Below are 19,583 nucleotides of genomic sequence, written 5' to 3' on the forward strand. Positions count from 1 at the left end.
CTGAACAATTACATTGTTATACTTCGTGCGGCTAACCGCAATTGTGACAAATATTTTACATAAGTGCATCATTTAAAATCACTTATGCAGCGGTTTGTGGCCTGAGTAACCGATGACCCTGCTACGCATTAAATTGACTCACAGCTCATACTCAGCCCAAGTAGACCCCTGAAACCCTTGGGATTAGCAGTTTGGGGGAGCATCCGGGCACGCAAAAGATGGGTAAAGTCAGGTTTCGCATGCGTTTCCCGATGCAATGCTGATAAAAGTGTATTTTCAACATGGCTACCAACCTTTATCGGCCGCAATGGCCATAACTTTACCGTGAGAGTGGCCTTGAGGGTGTGAAATTTATTGGTAGGATCAGTTCGCCTTTACCCGGATCACGCGAGCATCTTCAATACGGTAGGCACTCATACGTTGCCCCCACACATAGCCGGTATCCAGCCCGATAAACTGTGAATTGTGGGTCTCGCCCGCCAGTGCCGCCCAATGCCCGAATAAAATGGTTTCATGGCTCTGCAGTTTTGGGTTTGGGATCTCGAACCAGGGAGTCAGTAATTTCTCTGACTCGGGTGCGCCTTTATGGGCAAACTCCAAATCCTTGTCGCCTTTCAGAAATCGCATACGGGTAGTGGCATTGATGATGAATCTCAGGCGGGAGTAGCCGCTGCTGTGATCTGACCAATGATGTGGATCGCTGCCGTACATATGTTCCAGAAGTTGGCGGTAATCCGGCCCGCGAAGCACCGAGCTGACTTCTTCGCTATGTTCCAGCAATTCCTTGGTAGACCAGTGGGGGTAAAGCCCGGCATGTACCATTACATACCCCGGATGAATCTGCTGGGCGAGGGGGAAGTTGCGGAACCATTCAATAGCTTCAGGCAAAATTGGGCTGTCCAGCAGCTTTTTTAACTTGTCACTTTTTTTGGCTTTTTTGAGCCCTTCGCACACGGCCAGAAAGTGCAAATCATGATTGCCCAGCACGGAAGAAAATCGATCGCCCAGCTTCATCAGGTAATTCACCGTTTTCAGTGAATTACTGCCTCTGGCGACAAGATCACCCACGGCATAGAGCCGGTCCCGTTCAGGATTGAATTTTGCCTTGTCCAACAGGCGCATTAGCCCGTCATAACACCCTTGAATGTCACCCACGACCAGGGTCTGGGCTTTTGATTTACGCTTAATTGATAACATTCGGTACTGCCAGGGTAAATATGTCTATTGGGGCGCGGAATTCGAGCCCGTTGTCGGTGGTCATTTCATAGTACCCCTGCATATTGCCCACGGGGGTATCGATAATGGCACCGCTGGTGTATTGAAACTCGTCACCCGGTTCAATGATTGGCTGCTTGCCTACTACGCCCGCCCCCCGAATTTCTGAGCTTTTTCCATTGGCATCGGTGATCAGCCAGTAGCGATTGAGCAATTGCACGGTGACGTCACTGCGATTCTGGATCGTGATGTGATAGGCAAAGGCGTATTTACCCGGCTGCTCCGGCGCGTGCTCGGGCAAATACCGGGTAGCAACGTAGATCAGAATATCCGGTTCAGCCATGAGACGGCGGAAGACCTTCTTTCTTATTGACCAGATTGGCAATGTCGGCAAAATTCTGCAACGACAGGGTTTCTGCCCGCGCCCCGGGATCCAGCCCAAGGGACGCGAGTTCCGCTTCATCCAGGCATTCTTTGAGGCTGTTGCGAATGGTTTTGCGCCGTTGGTTAAACGCTTGCGCACAGACACGTTCCAGCGTGGTTACCGAATCAACCTGAACTGGTGGCTGTTTGTGCGGGACCAGCCTGACCACGGCAGAATCCACTTTAGGCGGTGGCTTGAAGGCGTCTGGTGGTACTTCCAGAACTGGCATCACAGCGCAAAAATACTGCGCCATAACTGAAAGTCGCCCGTAGTTGCGGTTGCCAGGGCCGGCAGCCAGACGGCTGACGACTTCTTTTTGCAACATGAAGTGCATGTCCATGATCACGTTGCTGAAGTCGAACAGGTGAAACATCAACGGTGTGGAAATGTTGTAGGGGAGGTTACCAAATACCCGCAAAGGTTTTTCCGGAAACCGGGATTGCTGCTGTACGGCAGCAAAATCCAGTGTCAGGGCGTCCTGCTCGATGATGGTCAGCTTATCTGCGTGAAACGGATGATGCCGTAACCGTTTGGCCAAATCCCGGTCGAGTTCGACTACCGTCAGCGCGTTTACGCGCTCACACACAGGATCGGTTAATGCACCCAGTCCCGGACCGATTTCCAGCAGGTTTTCACCATTTTGCGGGTGAATGGCGTTAACGATCTTTTCGATTACATAATCGTCGTGCAAAAAGTTTTGCCCGAATCTTTTTCGGGCTGTGTGGCCCAAATGTGTTTTGCTCATGATTGACGCCGCGCCAGTTCAATGGCTTTGTTCAGTGCATTGCGGAAGCTGCCTGCATCGGCCTGCCCGGTACCGGCCAGATCCGTAGCGGTTCCGTGGTCGACGGATGTGCGAATAAAAGGCAATCCAAGGGTAATGTTAACTGCCGAGCCAAACCCCTTGTATTTTAGTACTGGTAAGCCCTGATCGTGGTACATCGCCAGCACCACATCCGCCTCATCGAGGTATTTGGGCTGAAATATGGTGTCGGCAGGCAGTGGCCCGGTAATTCTGATGCCTTCGGCCCGCAGTTCGTCCAGGGCCGGGATCATGGTGAGAATTTCTTCTTTACCAATGTGACCGCCTTCACCGGCATGTGGGTTTAGGCCACATACAAAAATATGCGGTTCGGCGATGGCAAACTTGGACCTGAGATCCTGGTCAATGATCCGGATCACCTTATGCAGACGTTCCCGGGTGATGGCTTTGGACACGTATGCGAGCGGAATGTGCGTGGTGGCCAGAGCCACATTGAGCCCCTCGGTCGACAACAGCATAACCACGTCGGAGGTACCTGATTCCAGCGCAAAAAATTCCGTGTGGCCACTGAAGGACACACCGGATTTATTAATAATGCCTTTGTGTACCGGGCCGGTAACGACGGCATCAAAATCGCCGTTCATATTTGCAGCACAGGACTGACGCAGGGTTTCCACAACATAGCGCCCGTTTTCGCTGCTGAGCTTGCCGGGCGTAACTTCTTCAGCCAAGTCGATTTGCTGTATATAAAGTTCTCCGGGAGCCTGAACGCGGGGGTTGTTTTTGTCAAACGGCAGCAGGGAAATGTTGAGGCCCAACAGGCGGGCACGGGCTTCCAGCATACCCTGGTCAGCAAACACAACTATCTGCTCATTCCAATGGGTCTGAGCAAGCTCAAGAATGATGTCCGGGCCTATCCCTGCGGGTTCGCCCGGCGTTACAGCGATTTTCAGCGGTTTCATGAAATTCCCTGTCAGCTGGCCTGATCCATTACTTCGATATACGCGGTATCGCGCATTTCTCGTAGCCAGGCTTCGGTTTCTTCGGAGAATTTACGATTGTAAATGAGCTGATAGGCTTTGTCTTCCTTGCGTTTCTCCGTGGCGTCGTCAAAGCGACGTTCAATGAGTTGGATCAAATGCCATCCGTGTACAGACCGGACCGGCTCACTGTATTCACCGGGTTCCATTGCTGCCAGGGCATCCTTAAACGCCGGTACGTACATTTCCGGATCGGCCCAACCCAGTTCCCCGCCACGAAGTGCGGAACCCGGATCTTCAGAATGCTCTTTGGCCAGTTCGGCAAAATCGGCTTCGCCGTCCATTACCTGTTGTCTGAACTCATTCAGCATGGATTTGGCTTTTTCTTCACTGAGGATGATAGAAGGCTTGATGAGAATATGCCGCGCATTCACTTCTTCAACCGTAACCGTTTCGATACCACGGGTGTCGCTGATTTGAAGAATATGGAAGCCAGCGCCGCTGCGGATGGGGCCGATTAGTTCGCCCTTCTGCTTACCCTGGACCGCTTCAGCAAACAGGGTGGGCATGGAGTTGATGTTGGTCCATCCCATATCGCCGCCTTCCAGTGCCTCGGAGCCTGAGGAAGAGGCAATGGCTATTTTGGCAAAATCCGAACCGGTTTGTAGCAGTTCGATAACTTTGTCCGCACGATCGCGGGCGTCACTAATGTCTTCATCGCTGGGTTCAGGGGGGAAACCGATCAGAATGTGACCCAGACGGTATTCTGCCTGTTCGGCGCCCTGCTGGTCGATGAGTTTCATTAATGTACTTACTTCCTGTTCGGTGATGTAGATACGGCGTCGTACATTGGCGCGGCGAACTTCACCTACGATTAACTCTTCACGTACTTTTTCGCGATAGTCGTCGTAACTGATGCCGTCGCGCTGCAACTGGCGGCGCAGTTCCGCTACATCAGCCCCCTGGCTTGCAGCGATATTGGCAATGGTTTGTTCCAATTGTGGGTCGCTGATGCGAATGCCCATCCGGTCAGCCATCTGCATTTGCAGGCTCTTGATGATCAGGCGCTCAATCGCCTGCGTTCTCAGTGCCCGGTCAGAGGGGAGTGCCTGGTCATTGGCCTGGGCATTGAGTTTCACTTCTTCGATCAGCGACTGAATTTCACTTTCCAGTATGACGCCCTGATTGACGATGACCGATACCCGGTCAAGGGACACTTCCTGTGCCCAACTGTTCAATAACAGCAGCGCACTTAAACAAATTACCCGAATGAAGAACTTCATATTTACTCTTTCTTGTTGGTTTATTTAACGCGAGCGGTCTGGCAGGACCGCAGCGGAATCTTAATTTAAACTATAAGGCTGTCGGTAGCCAAACATGCCATCTTCGAGCATGGCACGATTACTACTGCGAGACCCCATTCCCTTGAAGATGAATTGCAGTGAAATACCCGTATCGAACTCATTGGTAGACTGGTCGCCACCTGTGTCGTAGCGGTTGCTCAGATGTCGCTGTGCGACAACCCGTATCGCCCAGCAGCAGGATTCGTACTGCAGTCCTACGTAATTTTCGATACTTCTGTTGCGCTCCCGATCCCGGTAGGTACGACCCACCCAAAGCCAGTTTTCACTGATGGGCCAACTGGCCGACAGTCCTACCTGATCGATGGTTTCACCAGACAGGTTACGAACGTACCTGTGAGTAAGCTGAACAAGCTTCTGTGCTTCGAGGCGATACTCCAGCGACAAACTGCTGCGCTCAACCTTATCGGTATCGGTGGTTATTTGCACGTCAGAGTGGGCATACCAGCGATGGCTGACCCGCCAGTCCAGCTCTGCGGCCAGCGCCGAGCGGTTTGACTGCTCGCCCTCTCTGGTCGCGGTAACGCGATTATCATCAAGGTAGAATATCTGACCCAGGCTCAGTACGAATTGTTCCCGGTTGGCATCGTCTATCATCCGTGTTGTCAGACCAAAGGTAAGCTGGTTGTTGTCACTGATGCGATCTAGGCCGGTGAATTCGCGTCCGCGAAACAGCCCTTCCACGTCTGTGCGAAGCGGGGTGGAGTCGTACAAGCCAATGTTACTTTGGTCTTCGTAGGAGGTATAAAGATACTGGATTTTCGGTTCCATGGTCCAGGTGGAGTCGCGGCCGAACCAGTTCTGTGCCCGTTCGAAATACAGTGCGCCAAACAGCCGGGCCTGGCCCAGTGTCCGGTTTACTTCCTCTTCCAGTTCGGTGCCTTCAATGTTGTCCTGACGATAATAGGTGTTCAGCAGACTCGCTTCAGCACTGAGCTCTCCCCAGGGTTTGCGATAGGGAATGACCAGGGTAGGTGCAAAATGCCAGCGCAATGCTGTGGGTTTCTGGGCCGTTGCTGTGTCAAAGTAGGCCAGCTCAGAATCGAGTTTGAGTTCCACCCAGCTGCCCAAATCGCTGACATAACTCAACTGGGCTTCCGGCAAGGCGCGATAAGTACCCGGGTGATCCCCAATGGTATCAAAGTCCCGGGCGCGGAAACTGAACGTCAGGTCATCTGAAAAATAATGGATGCCGGCGGTACGGTACAGGTGGGTGTCGGCGCGATTATAGAAATCCGAGCCAAGATCGACAATATAGTTATCGTCGCTTATGCCGTTGACATCCACGCCGAACAACCAGTTTTGATTGATTTGGCCGCGATGGTAAACGCGGTAAAAATAGCGATCAACGTTGGCGTTCAAATCCTGGTCGTTGGGCAGGTATTCGAGGTTAATCTGGCTGCTGCCGGACTCGCTCAGATAGCGGAATTCCGTTTTAAGCTGAATGCCCCGGTTGGTCATTAGCCTGGGGGACAGTGTCATGTCGTAATTGGGTGCAATATTCCAATAAAATGGTTGCGTGTAATCAAGGCCCGTACTGCTGGAACTGGTTATCTCCGGAAACAGCAGGCCGGTCTGGCGCTGATTACTAACCGGAAACGCAAAATATGGCAGGTAAAATACTGGTACTCCGCCGAGATAAAAACGGGTATTGCGGGCCTGCCCCCAGTAGGTTCCTTTCCGGATGCTGATTTCAGAAGCCTGTATTTTCCAGTCTTCACCACCCAGCGGGCAGGTGGTAAAACTGACGTCGCTCAGGCTCAGGCCAGATTCTGCATCGAGCAGAATTTCTTCCGCTGCACCGTGGCCATTAAAGCCCATCAATTGATAGTCCGTGTTAACCATCTGTAGTCGCTGGTCTGCAGATTCCAGTGAAATGCGGTCACTTTTCACCTGCATCTGCGGGTCCTGATAGGTTACGTTACCCTCGGCCTGTAACTGGCCACCCAGTTGGTCAATTTGAGCATTCTGAGCATGTATGATGGCCTGACTGGACGTAATGTCGACGTTGCCGGAGAACAGTGCCAACTGTTTATTGATGATTTCAGTGCGTTCGGCCTGCACTTTAATGTGCCCTTCGGGCATGAGGGACTCGCTGGAAAATGTGATGGGGGCACTTTCGCACAGTTGTATCCCGCCATCTGGCTCAGAGCGTTCTTGCTGGGCCCAGCTTGAAAGGTGCGTCAATGCGATCACAACACCCGCGGCTGCTGCCAAAACTACCGGGCTCTTCCCAACAGAACGCCATAGGGATCCTGCACCGTAAACCCCAGAAGGTTCGGTGTGGTTCACCAGACGGTTGGCACGGGTTGTTTTCATGCGAAGGTGGATGACCTGTGAGTTTTTTGCACCTGTCCACGATGATTTCATCTGTCCACAGCTGCTTTTCCACTGCCACTTCGGGCAGCTTGGTTACAACAAAGCCGTAATTCTAAGCACTTATGCCGCATTTACCAACTGCTGAGTGAAAAAAATGCCGCTCCACGTTCGGGTGATGTCAGATTAACCTTCTGACTCCAGTGTCTGAACGCAGTGTATGCTCTTTGTGGTCATTGTCATAAATGTGTCCGATTCGTTATAGTGAACTCAGATGAAGCTTGGTTTATGAGAGTTCGGCACCACCATAGTGCGCGTGTATTATTGTCGTACCGGCTAACGGAATTGATGTCAGAGGAGAACAGTGGCATGCCGATTTGGGGAAAGGTCCTCGGATTTATCTTCGGTTTTATGTTTTTGCGCATACCGGGCGCCATCCTTGGCCTGATTGTGGGGCATTTTTTTGACAAGGCCTACGGGCAGGACTTCAGCCAGCTTGGGGGCTTCGGGCGTTTTTTCACTGACCAGGGCAGCCTTCGTCAACAGGCGGTATTTTTCCACAGTCTGTTTGCGGCGCTGGGGCATCTTGCCAAGGCTGACGGACAGGTCACCGAGCGTGAAATCCAAGTTGCCACAGCTCTTATGGACGACATGCAGCTGCGCGGGGATGCGAGGCGGGAAGCCCAGCAGGCGTTTCGTGAGGGAAAATCGCCGGATTATCCGGTCTCCGATACACTAAAAGGCCTGTATGAAGCCTGCCACGGACGCAGGGATATTCTGCAGGTATTTTTGGAGATTCTTATCCAGGCAGCATTTGCGGATGGTCATTTGTCTCCACAGGAATACAAGGTGCTGGAGAAAGTCGCCCGTCCGTTGGGTTTTAAACGTGCAGACCTTGATTACCTGGTTGCCATGTTCGAGGCAGAACTGCGCTTCCGCCAGCGTGGCCAGCAGAGTAGCCATCAACAACGCAGCAATTATTCTGAACAGCAATCGTTGAGCGATGCATACCGTATCCTCGGTGTGAGCGCCCAGGACGATGACAGGGCCATTAAAAAGGCGTATCGCAAACGAATGGCCGAACATCACCCGGACAAACTGGTGTCCAAGGGGCTTCCTGAACAGGCTATGGAGCTGGCCAAAGCGAAAGCCCAGGATATTCAGGCTGCGTACGAACTGATTAAATCAAAGCGGGGATTCTGAGTGGTCTCGGATAATTCCCCTGTGCTGAATGAGTGTAATCAGCTCTCCATCGATCAGTTTATTGACATGCTTTGGCTGGAAAAAGGACTCAGTGAGCACACCCAACATAGTTACCGCACGGATTTGACCAAACTCGCATTGTTCGCCCAGGCACAAGGGCTTAATGATGTGTCGCTGATCACTCAGGAACTGATTGAAGACTACTTGTTGTGCCGAAAGGAACAGGGATTGTCAGCACGCAGCCGGCAACGGGCCATGAGCGCAATGCGGGCTTACTTTATCTATCAGGTGGGTCAGCATCAGCGGCCTGATAATCCGGTTACCCAGCTGGTTAATCCTAAAATTCCGCAAAACCTGCCGGCAACCATTTCGGAAAAGCAGGTCGAAGACTTACTTGATGCACCGGATCCGGGAATTGCGGTAGAGTGCCGAGACCGTTGCATGCTGGAAGTTCTTTATGCCACCGGATTGCGAGTGAGTGAACTGATTGGTTTGCGAATGGATCAGGTCAGCGTACAGCAAGGTGTCGTCAGGGTAACCGGTAAAGGCAACAAGGAAAGACTTGTACCTTTGGGAGAAGACGCAGTGGCATGGATTCTGACCTATATAAAAACTGCGCGGGCAGAACTGGTTCGCCACGCCACAGACGTGCTGTTTGTCAGCCTGAGAGGCGGTCAGATGACCCGGCAGACTTTCTGGCACCGCATCAAGCTTTACGCCGGGCGGGCGGGGATTCAGCAGCATTTGTCTCCCCACACACTTCGGCATGCCTTTGCTACCCACTTGCTGAACCACGGTGCAGACCTTCGGGTAGTGCAGATGCTTTTGGGCCACAGTGATCTTTCTACTACCCAAATCTATACTCATGTGGCGACGGAGCGTTTACAGAATCTGATTCATTCGCACCACCCCAGAGGGTAGCCAAAACCGAGTGCAGGGTTGTATAACCGGGTATCGCGGTGAATGCCCTTGCTTTGTCGGTAATCGAGTTCATCACCGGGCAAAGGGTGTGTTACCATGGGGTTCAAAGAATTTTTCACCCACTTTGCTGGTTTGGTATCGGCAGGGTTTTGGGAAGGAGTATTGAGTGACTAAATTGATGAAACAAGCATTGTTTGCAGTGCTGGCCATGGTGGGGCAGAGCGCAGTGCTGGCGCAGGAACTGGATGTAAAGACACGGCTGGAATCAACACTTGGCCTGAATGTGCTGAGTGTGGCGGATGCGCCGGTGGATGGGCTGATTCAGGTAACCACGGACCGGGGGCTTTTTTATGCTTCCCGTAGTGGGCAGTATCTGTTGCAGGCACGTATCTTTAATCTGGATGCTGGTATGCGCAATGAAACCGAAGTGGCGCTGTCACAAATGCGACGTGATGGCATTAAGGCTTTTTCGGACTCTGCAATTGAATTCAAAGCAAAAGATGAAAAGTACGTGATAACTGTGTTTACAGACATCAGTTGTGGTTATTGCCAGCGCCTGCACAACGAAATCGGCCAGTTTAATGCCAATGGTATTACCGTAAAATACCTGGCTTTTCCACGCGCCGGTGTCGACAGCCCCACCTATGATGAAATGGTGTCTGTCTGGTGTGCAAAGAATCCTCAGAAGGCTATGACGGACGCCAAATCCGGCGACCAAATCGCAAATGCCAGTTGTGCCAACAAGGTAGCTGAACAATATATGTTCGGGCAGCAGGTTGGTGTCACCGGTACTCCCAATATTATTCTGCCTGACGGCAGCATGATCCCGGGTTACCAGCCAGCAGCAGCTGTATTGAATGCCCTTGAACAGGCTGGCTGAGTTGTACAAAGCCACTAATGTCGAGTTTACTTTTTCTGTGCTGCCGCTGTTTTAAGCGGCAGTTTTTTTAGAATTCTGCAAAAAAATACTATGGGATTGCCAATAACCCGCCGGAACATCGGTGAACATCCATTAAGCCCGAACCTGCATCCAGTGGTGGATCGGGTATATCGAGGGCGTAAGATTCGTACGCTGGCGGAAGTGGAAAACCAGGCTCAGGGGCTGGCACATTACCAAAACCTGAAAGGTATCAACGAGGCCGCGAAAATACTGGTCCAGACCATCCGGCAACAGCAAAAGCTGGTAATTGTCGGCGATTTTGACGCTGATGGAGCCACTAGCACAGCCGTATGCATATTGGCGTTACGCCAGATGGGGCTGAAAAATCTTGATTACCTGGTACCCAATCGTTTTGATTTTGGTTATGGGCTCAGCGAAGGTATTGTTGAAGTCGCTCACCAGCAGGGGGCGCAGCTTATAGTCACTGTCGACAGTGGTATTGCCTGTTTAGCCGGTGTTGCCCGGGCAAAGGCGCTGGGGATGCAGGTTATTGTCACCGATCACCATTTGCCGGGTGCCAGCCTGCCCAATGCCGATGCCATCGTTAACCCGAATCAGCCTGGGTGTGAATTTCCTTCCAAAAACCTCGCCGGAGTGGGCGTTGCATTTTATCTGATGCTTGCCTGCCGCGCCGAGCTGAATAAAACAGGCTGGTTTGAAACCACCCGTATTCCTATGCCCAACCTGGCCAGTTTACTGGATATTGTCGCGGTTGGAACGGTGGCCGACGTGGTCAGGCTCGATCACAACAACCGCATTCTTGTTCACCAGGGGCTTCAGCGTATTCGCAGTGGAAAGTGTCGCCCTGGGCTAAAAGCGCTGGTGGAAGTGGCGAATCGCCAGCTAGCCTACCTGAGTGCCACCGACCTGGGGTTTGTTGTGGGGCCTCGTCTGAATGCAGCTGGACGTCTGGAGGACATGGCTCTGGGCATCGAATGCCTGATTAGTGACGACAACATGCAGGCCCGTCTGATGGCAGCGGAACTGGACAGCCTCAACCTGCAGCGACGGGCTATCGAGACAGACATGAAAGAACAGGCCGAGTCTCTGCTCGATGGGCTGGGGCTGGATAACGAAGCTCTCCCTGCAGGACTGGTTCTGTATCAGCCGGATTTTCACCAGGGTGTTATCGGAATTGTAGCAGGACGCATTAAGGATAAATATCAACGGCCCACCATAGCTTTTGCCCAGCAGGACGAGCGAAAGGTTAAAGGATCGGCCCGCTCTGTACCTAATTTGCATATTCGCGATGTGCTGGAGGAAGTTAATTCGAAACATCCGGGGCTGATAGACAAATTTGGTGGCCATGCCATGGCAGCCGGGCTGAGTCTGGATACGGACAAGATCCCGGTGTTTGAACAGGCATTTGTTCAGGTGGTAGAGCGATTGCTGGCGGGCACTGAAAAACAGCAAGACATTGTCACCGATGGTGAACTCGACAGCCATGAACTGGATTTGTCGCTGGCACATCAGCTTCGGCTCGCCGGGCCGTTCGGGCAGGGTTTTGAAGTTCCTGTGTTTGACGGCGAGTTTGATTTGCTCAGTCAGAGACTCGTGGGGCAGAAACATCTTAAAATGGTACTGGGGTATCATGGCAATGAGGTTGATGCCATTGCGTTCAATACTGATGTAAAACAATGGCCTAACCCCAATGTGAATCGCATTCAGGTTGTATATCAACTGGATGTGAATGTGTTTCGTGGCCAGGAAAGTGTGCAGCTTCTGGTCAATCATCTCGAGGCATTGTAATGGCTTCGGCGCAGGACTTACTCAATAGGCATCCGTCGTTAAATCATCTTGAATCCCGCAAGGTATCCTCCCATGTGCAAAGGCCGGACGGGGAATGGGTACGACACACCCTGATGCTGGAAGGACTGGATGTGCCTTTCGTGTTTCGCCGCCAGAAACCTTACCGCAGCCTGATTGGTGCCCGGGTGAATCTCACCTACTACCGCCAGACTGAAGAGGTGGCAGGTATTGAATTTGAATCTATGAAAGTGGTCAGAATAAAACGTGCCTGATTCCACTTGTTGCAGGAATTGTCGATGGTGGTAAATAGCTGGCTACAAGCGTTTGTGCTGCATAGGCGGGCTTACCGGGAAACCAGTTACCTGGTTGATGTGTTTACCGCTCAGCAAGGCAAGGTCACGGTCGTGGCCAAAGGTGTACGCAACAGTAAATCAGAGCGAAAAAGTCTGCTGCAACCCTTTCAACCGGTGAATGTTCAGCTAACCGGCAAAAGTGAACTTAAGAATCTTACGCATATTGACGCTGACGGGCCTCAAATCCCTCTGAGGGGAACTGAATTATTTTGCGGAATGTATCTTAATGAATTACTCAACAGAGTGCTTCCCGTAGGGCTTGCCTGTGAATCGCTGTTTGCATTTTACCGCCAGACACTTGATGAACTGAGGGATAGCGATGATATTGAGGTGATTCTCAGGCGCTTTGAATTTGAATTGCTGCAGGAAATGGGAGTGATGGCCGAACTGTCATTCGAAGGTGAAAGTGGCCTGCCGGTTGAGCCACAGCGGTACTATCACTTTTCTGCCGAATTTGGGGTGCTGCCATCAACAGAATCGAGGCGCCCCGATCGCATTCCCGGAAGTGCGCTGCTTGATCTCAGTGCGGGGCACTGGAACCCCGCGAGCAAGCGTGCGGCCAAAAGTATCAATCGCGCGGCGTTACAACCGCTTTTAGGTAACAAGCCGCTGAAAAGCCGTGATTTATTTTTGGCTGGCCGTCGTTGATTGCATTGCGGGATGATGTGTACGTGCAGGTATTTGTTGTCACCCCGTTCGAATATATTTGTTACACTTGGTGACAGGTTGTCATTGTTAACGTAAAGCCATGAAAGACATTTTGTTAGGCGTCAATATTGATCACATTGCCACATTAAGAAACGCACGGGGGACGCGCTACCCCGATCCTGTGCATGCTGCCGACATTGCCGAACGGGCCGGAGCTGACGGTATAACGGTGCATCTGCGCGAAGATCGTCGACACATAAAGGACCGTGACGTGCAGTTGCTGGCCCAAACCATTAATACGCGGCTGAACCTCGAAATGGCGGTAACCGATGAAATGCTCGCGATTGCACAAAAGGTGAAACCGGCGTTTTGTTGTCTGGTACCGGAAAAGCGCCAGGAGCTCACCACCGAAGGTGGTTTGGACGTAGCCGGAAATCTCAAAATTATCAAAGATGCCTGTGCCAGGCTGGCTGACAATGGCATTCAGGTATCCCTGTTTATCGATGCTGATGACAAGCAGATAGATGCAGCACTGGCGTGTAATGCGCCCTACATTGAAATACACACTGGCCAGTATGCTGAAGCCGGCAATGAGCACGAGCAACAGCAGGAACTTAACAAGCTGATTGCAGGCATTGAGTATGCGCACCGTCATGGTATTAAAGTGAATGCCGGGCACGGGTTGACGTATCACAATGTGAAGCCTGTGGCGGCCATACCGCAAATTGTTGAACTGAATATTGGGCATGCGATTATCGGCCGCGCCGTATTTGACGGGCTGCATACTGCAGTCGCTGACATGCGTGCCCTGATGCAGGAAGCTCGGCTGGCGACTTCGGCTGGAGTGCGTTAGTGGCAATTGTAGGGCTGGGAACCGATATTGTCGAAATTGCCCGGGTTGAGCAAAATCTGGCACGCACCCCCAGGCTGGCGGAACGGGTTTTGACGCCTTTCGAACTGGAAATTTTTCATCAGCACACTGATCCCGCCCGTTACCTTGCCAAGCGTTTCGCTGCCAAAGAGGCAGCAGTAAAAGCGCTGGGAACAGGGATTGGCCGTGGCATCAGCTGGCAACATATCACTGTTTCGAATAACGAACTAGGTGCCCCCTCTCTCACTTTTAGTGATGGCTTTCTGCATTTGTGTGAGGCCCGGGGAATCAACCATGCTCTGGTGAGCATTTCTGACGAGCAGCACTACGCGGTTGCGACTGTGGTGCTGGAATCAAGAGGTTAATAATAAGGCCGTGGTCAGCTTCTACAAGGCGGGTAAGTCCCGTTCCGATCAGCCCGCGAAGGCAACCAGGATGTCTATAGAGGTTGAGCGTTGGGACCCTTGGGGGCAGGGTGTATGTGCCTCGCATCAGCCTGTGATGTTTGTGGAAGGTGCGTTGCCTTCAGAACAATGCGAAGTGGTGGTGGAGTCCACCCGTAAGCAGCATAGTCAGGCCAGAGTTAGCCGGGTGGTTCGGGCCAGCAAACTTCGGGTTGAGCCCTTTTGTCCGGTGGCTGGAAAATGCGGTGGTTGCCAGTTGCAACACATTAAGGCCAGTGATGCATTATTACTGAGACAGCGGGCGCTGACGGATTACTGGTGTAAGGCATTCAAGCGGCAGGACATTCCGTGGCAGGCTCCGTTAACGGGGCCAACGCCAGCTTATCGAAGAGTCAGCCGGTTGGCGGTAGATGCAAGAAACCCCCGGCAGTTCAAGCTTGGGTTTCGAAAGGCACAAAGTAAGGATGTGGTGAGTATTCATACCTGCCCCATACTCGAGCCCCGTCTTTCCCGCCTTATCGAGCCGTTGCAGAGGTGTCTTGCGCAACTGGAAAGTCGCAGGCACATTGGCCACATTGGGTTGATGGCGGGGGATGATACTGAACAGGTGTGCGTTAAGGTGACACGCCCTGTTGGTGTTCAGTTTACCCAGGCATTAACCTCGTTCGCGCTTGAACAAAAGGTAAATATGCTGGTGGAACTGCCTGATGGCAGTTATCAGCGCTTGCATCAGAATAAGGCCGTAACCTGTAGCACCGTGGATGGGCTGAGCATCCAACCTGAACCGAATGATTTTATTCAGGTTAATGCGACTGTGAATAGCAAAATGGTGGAACAGGCCATGCAATGGCTTGAGCCCGGTCCGAAAGATGTGATTGCAGACTGGTTCAGCGGGCTTGGAAATTTCAGCTTGTCGCTGGCAAAGCACGGAGCAAAGGTCCAGGCCGTTGAAGGTGTTGCCGAAATGGTGCAAAGGGCCAAATCCAATGCGCTGCGACAGGGCATTACGACGGTAGACTGGTTACATCTTGACCTGGGGGATGAGCAGGCCATACATCAGGCACTGCAGTTACCTTTCAACAAAGTGTTGCTTGATCCTTCACGGGAAGGAGCATATGCAGTTTGCCGGGCGCTGGCTGAACAGAATTTTGAAAAAATAGTGTATGTTTCTTGCAATCCCAGTACCTTTACACGCGATGCACAGGTGCTGCTCGAAAGCGGTTACCGGTTAGAGAAGGTAGGCATTATTGAGATGTTTCCTTACACTAAACACCTTGAAGTCATGGCGTTGTTTACAGGCAAAGCGAAATAGATAAGCGAGTTGATGTTACATGGTATCAACACGAAAAGTACACGAACCGGATCGGCCTCCTTTTGAAGCCTGGCTGGACAGTCTGGCGTTGTCGGAAGACACCAAGCAGAATCTCAGGGCCATTTCCAATATGCCTGAGCGCTTGCTGGTGGGGCAGGAAATGGTGGAAATTCTCCATCAGCTGAATATGGACGATGCGACCCTGCAGGCCGCACTTGTATTTCCGTATTGTGAGCAGCACAAGCTGACGGAAGAAGATATTCGCGCCGAGTTCGGTGAAGAGATACAGCATCTTATTGTTGGTGTTCGCCGCATGGACGCGATTAAGGCGCTGCATGCACGGCGCAATGAGTCGACTCGCCACCTAAACAACATTTCTGATGAACAACATATCGACAGCATTCGTCGCATGCTGTTGGCGATGGTTGAAGATGTGCGCGCCGTGGTGATCAAAATGGCCGAACGCATCTGTGCGTTGCAGCAGGTCAAAAAGGCCGATGAAGAAACCCGGGTTATGGTAGCCAGGGAGTGTGCAACGATATATGCGCCGCTGGCGAATCGCCTGGGCATAGGCCAGCTCAAGTGGGAGCTGGAAGATCTCGCCTTTCGTTACTTGCATCCTGTCACTTACAAGCAGATCGCCAAACAACTGGATGGCAAGCGCCTCCAGCGGGCGCAATACATTGAAGATGTGGTGCATGATCTGCAAAGTCTGCTTGATAGTGAACACATCAAAGCAGAAGTGTACGGGCGTCCGAAACACATATACAGCATCTGGAAAAAGATGCAGAAAAAGCATCTTACATTTGAACAGCTATTTGATATTCGTGCTGTTCGCATCATAGCAGAGCGGCTGCAGGACTGTTACGCAGCGCTAGGTACGGTGCACGCGCATTACAAACACATCCCCAACGAATTTGATGATTACATTGCGACGCCCAAGGCAAATGGCTATCAGTCTATTCATACCGTCATAGTTGGGCCCGCCGGCAAGCCGGTGGAAATTCAAATCCGTACCCAGAAAATGCATCAGGATGCAGAACTGGGGGTTGCTGCGCACTGGAAATACAAAGAAGGCTCCACCGGAAAAGCCTCCGGTTATGATGAGCGCATCAACTGGTTGAGGCGCATTCTGCAGTGGCAGGAAGAGGTGGCTGAATCCGGCGATTTGGTTGAAGAATTACGCAGCCAGGTGTTCGATGATCGGGTGTACGTATTCACGCCGAAGGGAGATGTGGTTGACCTGCCGCAGGGGTCCACACCGCTCGATTTTGCCTACTACATCCATAGTAACGTTGGGCATCGATGCATTGGTGCCAAGGTGAGTGGGCGAATTGTGCCATTTACCTACCAGCTTCAAAGTGGAGACCAGGTGGAAATTCTGACCGGCAAGGAACTCAATCCAAGCCGAGACTGGATGCATCCTGGCTTGGGGTATGTGCATTCTTCCCGCGCCCGGGCCACTATCCATTCATACTTTAAAAAGCAGGACAAGGAAAAGAACCTGGTCGCCGGCAAAGAGTTGTTGGAGCGTGAACTGGTTCGCGCCCATCTTTCGGCCAAGGTAGCACCTGACGCCTGCGAGAAATTCAATTTCCATGCGGTGGATGATTTGTACGCCGCTATCGGTGCCGGCGATATCCGTGTGATGTCGGTGGTAAATTATCTGGTTCAGCTTCAGGAGCCGCAACGCGACAAAGATCTTGAAATCAGCCCCAAAGTGAAAACCCGCCGTTCTTCGGGCGCGAAGGGTAAATCCGATACAATAGTGGTACAGGGGGTTGGGCATCTGATGAGTCAGCTTGCGAATTGTTGTCAGCCGGTGCCGGGCGAACCTATTTTGGGATACATCACCCAGGGCCGTGGTGTGAGTGTACACAAGGAATCCTGTGATCAGTTGCAGCATTTGCTGACTCAACATCCTGAGCGACAAATTGAGGTCAATTGGTCTGATGATCTCAATACTGGTTTTGAGGCGGGTGTTGATATCTTTTGTACCGATCGTACCGGTTTGTTGCGCGACATTACCACAGTGTTAGCAAATGAAAATGTGGCGCTGCTGGGTGTTAACAGCCTGAGTGACAAATCACGCCAAACTGCATTGATTTCCATTTCGGTAGAAGTGGCCGATCTCGATACTCTGTCGAAGGTGATGCAACGGTTGCGTCAACTCAAAGGAGTGGTAGATGTCAAACGCAAGTCTCACTGAAGGAGAGCCGCTTTTAAGACTAAAGCGCATAATGGCACAGTTGAGAGATCCGCAAACAGGTTGCCCGTGGGATCTGGCCCAAACGCTGACGTCGCTCACCCGCTATACCATCGAGGAAGCCTATGAGGTAGCCGACGCCATTGCCAAAGGTGAGCCGCATGAAATCTGTGACGAGCTTGGCGACCTGTTGTTTCAGGTGGTGTTTTACGCTCGAATCGCTGAAGAGCAAGAGTGGTTTGACTTTGATGATGTGGCCAGGGCTATCAGTGACAAACTGGTACGTCGTCACCCTCATGTTTTTGATGATGTGAAAATTGAGCCTCACCGCCTCAGTGAACAATGGGAGCAAATAAAAGCACAGGAGCGCAGAGATCAGGGGAAAGCCGGTGGGAGCATTCTTGATGTGGTTCCGGATGGCTTGCCGGCGTTGATATTTGCGCAAAAGCTGCAGAAGCAATGCGCCAAAGTGGGATTTGACTGGCCGGACCCTATGCCGGTAGTCAGTAAGGTGAGGGAAGAGATTGACGAGGTCGAGCAAGAATTACGCAAGGAAGTGATAAATCATCAGGCTACCGAAGAAGAAATTGGCGATGCGTTATTTGCTATGGTGAATCTGGCACGACACTGTCAGGTTGATGCGGATACCGCACTGCGTAAAGCGTCGCACAAGTTTGCCGGGCGTTTCAGAGAGGTCGAAATGCTTGCAAAAGAAAGTGAGCGCTCGCTTACTGAAATGTCTCTGGATGACATGGAATTATTGTGGCAGAAGGTCAAACTAAAGCGTGCTTCTGCCGGCTAGCAGAATAATACCGTCAACTGCCGAAGGTCAGGCCGTTCTTTGCGGGTTTCGCTCAAACAAACCCGGTTATTCATTCCACACAGCGGATTGGTTCCTAAGAATTTTTTCATCTTAGGGGTTCGCATTTTGTGCAAATGCTGTATAATTCGCGCCCTGCCCAGTTACGCCCACCTTTGGGAAGGTGGAAGAATCAATCGGCTCGAAGGGGTCATAATATTGATTTTCAGGTGATTTCTTTTTAGGAAATCAGTAACGAAGAATATTTTTCGGGTGAAATTTAATGAAAACTTTTGTTGCTAAGCCAGAGACGGTAAAACGTGACTGGTACGTGGTAGATGCCACTGACAAAACTCTTGGTCGTCTGGCTACTGAAATTGCTCTGCGCCTGCGCGGTAAGCACAAGCCTGAGTATACTCCGCACGTTGACACCGGTGACTACATCGTCGTTATCAATGCGGAAAAAGTAACTGTAACCGGTAACAAGTCGAAGGACAAAATGTACTACGCGCATACCGGCTATCCAGGTGGCTTGAAAGAGACTACTTTTGAAAAACTGATCGCTCACAAGCCAGAAATGGTTATTGAGAAAGCAGTTAAAGGAATGCTGCCAAAAGGTCCTCTGGGTCGCGCAATGTTCCGCAAAATGAAAGTTTACGCTGGTGCCGAACACAAGCACGCAGCTCAGCAGCCTCAAGTTTTGGACATTTAAGGAGCATTTGACATGGCAGATACTCAATATTACGGCACTGGCCGTCGCAAAAGTTCTACCGCTCGCGTGTTCCTGCGTCCAGGTACAGGTAACATCGTAGTTAACCAGCGTGCTCTTGACGAGTACTTTGGTCGCGAAACTGAGTGCATGGTTGTTCGTCAGCCTCTTGAGCTGGTTGAAATGACTGAGAAGTTTGACCTGTACATCACTGTTAAAGGTGGTGGTTCCAACGGTCAGGCTGGTGCAATCCGCCACGGCATCACCCGTGCTCTGATGGAGTACGATGAAGCCCTGCGCCCTGCGCTGCGTAAAGCAGGCTTCGTTACTCGCGACGCTCGTCGTGTTGAACGTAAGAAAGTGGGTCTGCACAAAGCGCGTAAGAAACCACAGTTCTCCAAGCGTTAAT

The 19,583-nt window shown here is 51.7% G+C and carries 20 protein-coding genes; 13 read left to right on the forward strand and 7 right to left on the reverse strand.

The annotated features are described in order from the left end of the window. Positions 1-363: 363 nt before the first annotated feature. From DXV75_RS03670 to DXV75_RS03695, 6 genes are read right to left on the reverse strand one after another with little or no spacing between them, the layout of a single operon-like run. Positions 364-1,197: a symmetrical bis(5'-nucleosyl)-tetraphosphatase gene (locus tag DXV75_RS03670; RefSeq protein WP_115592033.1), complete on the reverse strand. Its 834-nt coding sequence runs from the start codon at positions 1,195-1,197 to the stop codon at positions 364-366. Further along, positions 1,184-1,558 carry a Co2+/Mg2+ efflux protein ApaG gene (gene apaG / locus DXV75_RS03675; RefSeq protein WP_115592034.1) on the reverse strand — a complete coding sequence of 125 codons (375 nt, stop codon included), beginning with the start codon at positions 1,556-1,558 and terminating at the stop codon, positions 1,184-1,186. Before apaG ends, DXV75_RS03670 begins: the two co-directional genes overlap by 14 nt. After that, positions 1,551-2,384 (reverse strand): 16S rRNA (adenine(1518)-N(6)/adenine(1519)-N(6))-dimethyltransferase RsmA, encoded by an 834-nt coding sequence (gene rsmA, locus DXV75_RS03680; RefSeq protein ID WP_115592035.1) that lies wholly within the window; start codon positions 2,382-2,384, stop codon positions 1,551-1,553. The genes apaG and rsmA overlap by 8 nt, the downstream gene beginning before the upstream one ends. Beyond that, the gene (gene pdxA / locus DXV75_RS03685) at positions 2,381-3,364 is read right to left on the reverse strand and encodes a 4-hydroxythreonine-4-phosphate dehydrogenase PdxA (RefSeq protein ID WP_115592036.1); all 984 of its coding nucleotides are present in this window, start codon (positions 3,362-3,364) and stop codon (positions 2,381-2,383) included. The genes rsmA and pdxA overlap by 4 nt, the downstream gene beginning before the upstream one ends. A gap of 11 nt (positions 3,365-3,375) precedes the next feature. Then, positions 3,376-4,665: a peptidylprolyl isomerase SurA gene (gene surA / locus DXV75_RS03690; protein WP_115592037.1), complete on the reverse strand. Its 1,290-nt coding sequence runs from the start codon at positions 4,663-4,665 to the stop codon at positions 3,376-3,378. Positions 4,666-4,725: 60 nt separating this feature from the next. Then, positions 4,726-7,062, reverse strand: a complete 2,337-nt coding sequence (locus DXV75_RS03695; RefSeq protein WP_115592038.1) for an LPS-assembly protein LptD — start codon at positions 7,060-7,062, stop codon at positions 4,726-4,728. 366 nt (positions 7,063-7,428) lie between these two features. Between DXV75_RS03695 and djlA the strand changes: the two genes are divergently transcribed. Then, entirely contained in the window at positions 7,429-8,262 is an 834-nt protein-coding gene (gene djlA / locus DXV75_RS03700) for a co-chaperone DjlA (protein WP_115592039.1), read from the forward strand. Beyond that, positions 8,263-9,183 carry a site-specific tyrosine recombinase XerD gene (gene xerD, locus DXV75_RS03705; protein WP_281268904.1) on the forward strand — a complete coding sequence of 307 codons (921 nt, stop codon included), beginning with the start codon at positions 8,263-8,265 and terminating at the stop codon, positions 9,181-9,183. Here the strand turns inward: xerD and DXV75_RS17095 are convergent. Continuing rightward, complete coding sequence (locus DXV75_RS17095) at positions 9,159-9,302, reverse strand: hypothetical protein (protein ID WP_181898342.1); 144 nt, start codon at positions 9,300-9,302, stop codon at positions 9,159-9,161. The genes xerD and DXV75_RS17095 overlap by 25 nt on opposite strands. A gap of 59 nt (positions 9,303-9,361) precedes the next feature. On the opposite strand from DXV75_RS17095, the gene DXV75_RS03710 reads away from it, so the two are divergent. From DXV75_RS03710 to rpsI, 11 genes are all read left to right on the forward strand, one after another. Beyond that, entirely contained in the window at positions 9,362-10,063 is a 702-nt protein-coding gene (locus DXV75_RS03710) for a thioredoxin fold domain-containing protein (protein WP_115592040.1), read from the forward strand. Between the two features lie 90 nt (positions 10,064-10,153). Beyond that, positions 10,154-11,872, forward strand: coding sequence for a single-stranded-DNA-specific exonuclease RecJ (gene recJ, locus DXV75_RS03715; protein ID WP_115592041.1), 1,719 nt, complete (start codon positions 10,154-10,156; stop codon positions 11,870-11,872). Then, the gene (locus tag DXV75_RS03720; protein ID WP_115592042.1) at positions 11,872-12,144 is read left to right on the forward strand and encodes a hypothetical protein; all 273 of its coding nucleotides are present in this window, start codon (positions 11,872-11,874) and stop codon (positions 12,142-12,144) included. Before recJ ends, DXV75_RS03720 begins: the two co-directional genes overlap by 1 nt. Before the next feature lie 24 nt (positions 12,145-12,168). After that, positions 12,169-12,873: a DNA repair protein RecO gene (gene recO, locus DXV75_RS03725; RefSeq protein WP_245953101.1), complete on the forward strand. Its 705-nt coding sequence runs from the start codon at positions 12,169-12,171 to the stop codon at positions 12,871-12,873. A gap of 100 nt (positions 12,874-12,973) precedes the next feature. Then, a complete protein-coding gene (gene pdxJ / locus DXV75_RS03730) occupies positions 12,974-13,726 on the forward strand; it encodes a pyridoxine 5'-phosphate synthase (RefSeq protein ID WP_115592043.1) in 753 nt (250 codons plus the stop codon). After that, the gene (gene acpS / locus DXV75_RS03735) at positions 13,726-14,109 is read left to right on the forward strand and encodes a holo-ACP synthase (protein WP_115592044.1); all 384 of its coding nucleotides are present in this window, start codon (positions 13,726-13,728) and stop codon (positions 14,107-14,109) included. Before pdxJ ends, acpS begins: the two co-directional genes overlap by 1 nt. 70 nt (positions 14,110-14,179) lie before the next feature. Then, positions 14,180-15,460 (forward strand): 23S rRNA (uracil(1939)-C(5))-methyltransferase RlmD, encoded by a 1,281-nt coding sequence (gene rlmD / locus DXV75_RS03740; RefSeq protein WP_115592045.1) that lies wholly within the window; start codon positions 14,180-14,182, stop codon positions 15,458-15,460. A 19-nt stretch (positions 15,461-15,479) separates the two neighbouring features. Continuing rightward, complete coding sequence (gene relA / locus DXV75_RS03745; protein WP_115592046.1) at positions 15,480-17,669, forward strand: GTP diphosphokinase; 2,190 nt, start codon at positions 15,480-15,482, stop codon at positions 17,667-17,669. Next, the gene (gene mazG / locus DXV75_RS03750) at positions 17,647-18,468 is read left to right on the forward strand and encodes a nucleoside triphosphate pyrophosphohydrolase (RefSeq protein ID WP_115592047.1); all 822 of its coding nucleotides are present in this window, start codon (positions 17,647-17,649) and stop codon (positions 18,466-18,468) included. Before relA ends, mazG begins: the two co-directional genes overlap by 23 nt. Before the next feature lie 280 nt (positions 18,469-18,748). Next, a complete protein-coding gene (rplM, locus tag DXV75_RS03755) occupies positions 18,749-19,177 on the forward strand; it encodes a 50S ribosomal protein L13 (RefSeq protein ID WP_115592048.1) in 429 nt (142 codons plus the stop codon). A gap of 12 nt (positions 19,178-19,189) precedes the next feature. Beyond that, entirely contained in the window at positions 19,190-19,582 is a 393-nt protein-coding gene (rpsI, locus tag DXV75_RS03760; RefSeq protein ID WP_115592049.1) for a 30S ribosomal protein S9, read from the forward strand. The last annotated feature ends 1 nt before the right edge of the window (position 19,583 follow it).

It is taken from the genome of Alteromonas aestuariivivens (assembly GCF_003367475.1).
Taxonomy (GTDB): domain Bacteria; phylum Pseudomonadota; class Gammaproteobacteria; order Enterobacterales; family Alteromonadaceae; genus Alteromonas; species Alteromonas aestuariivivens.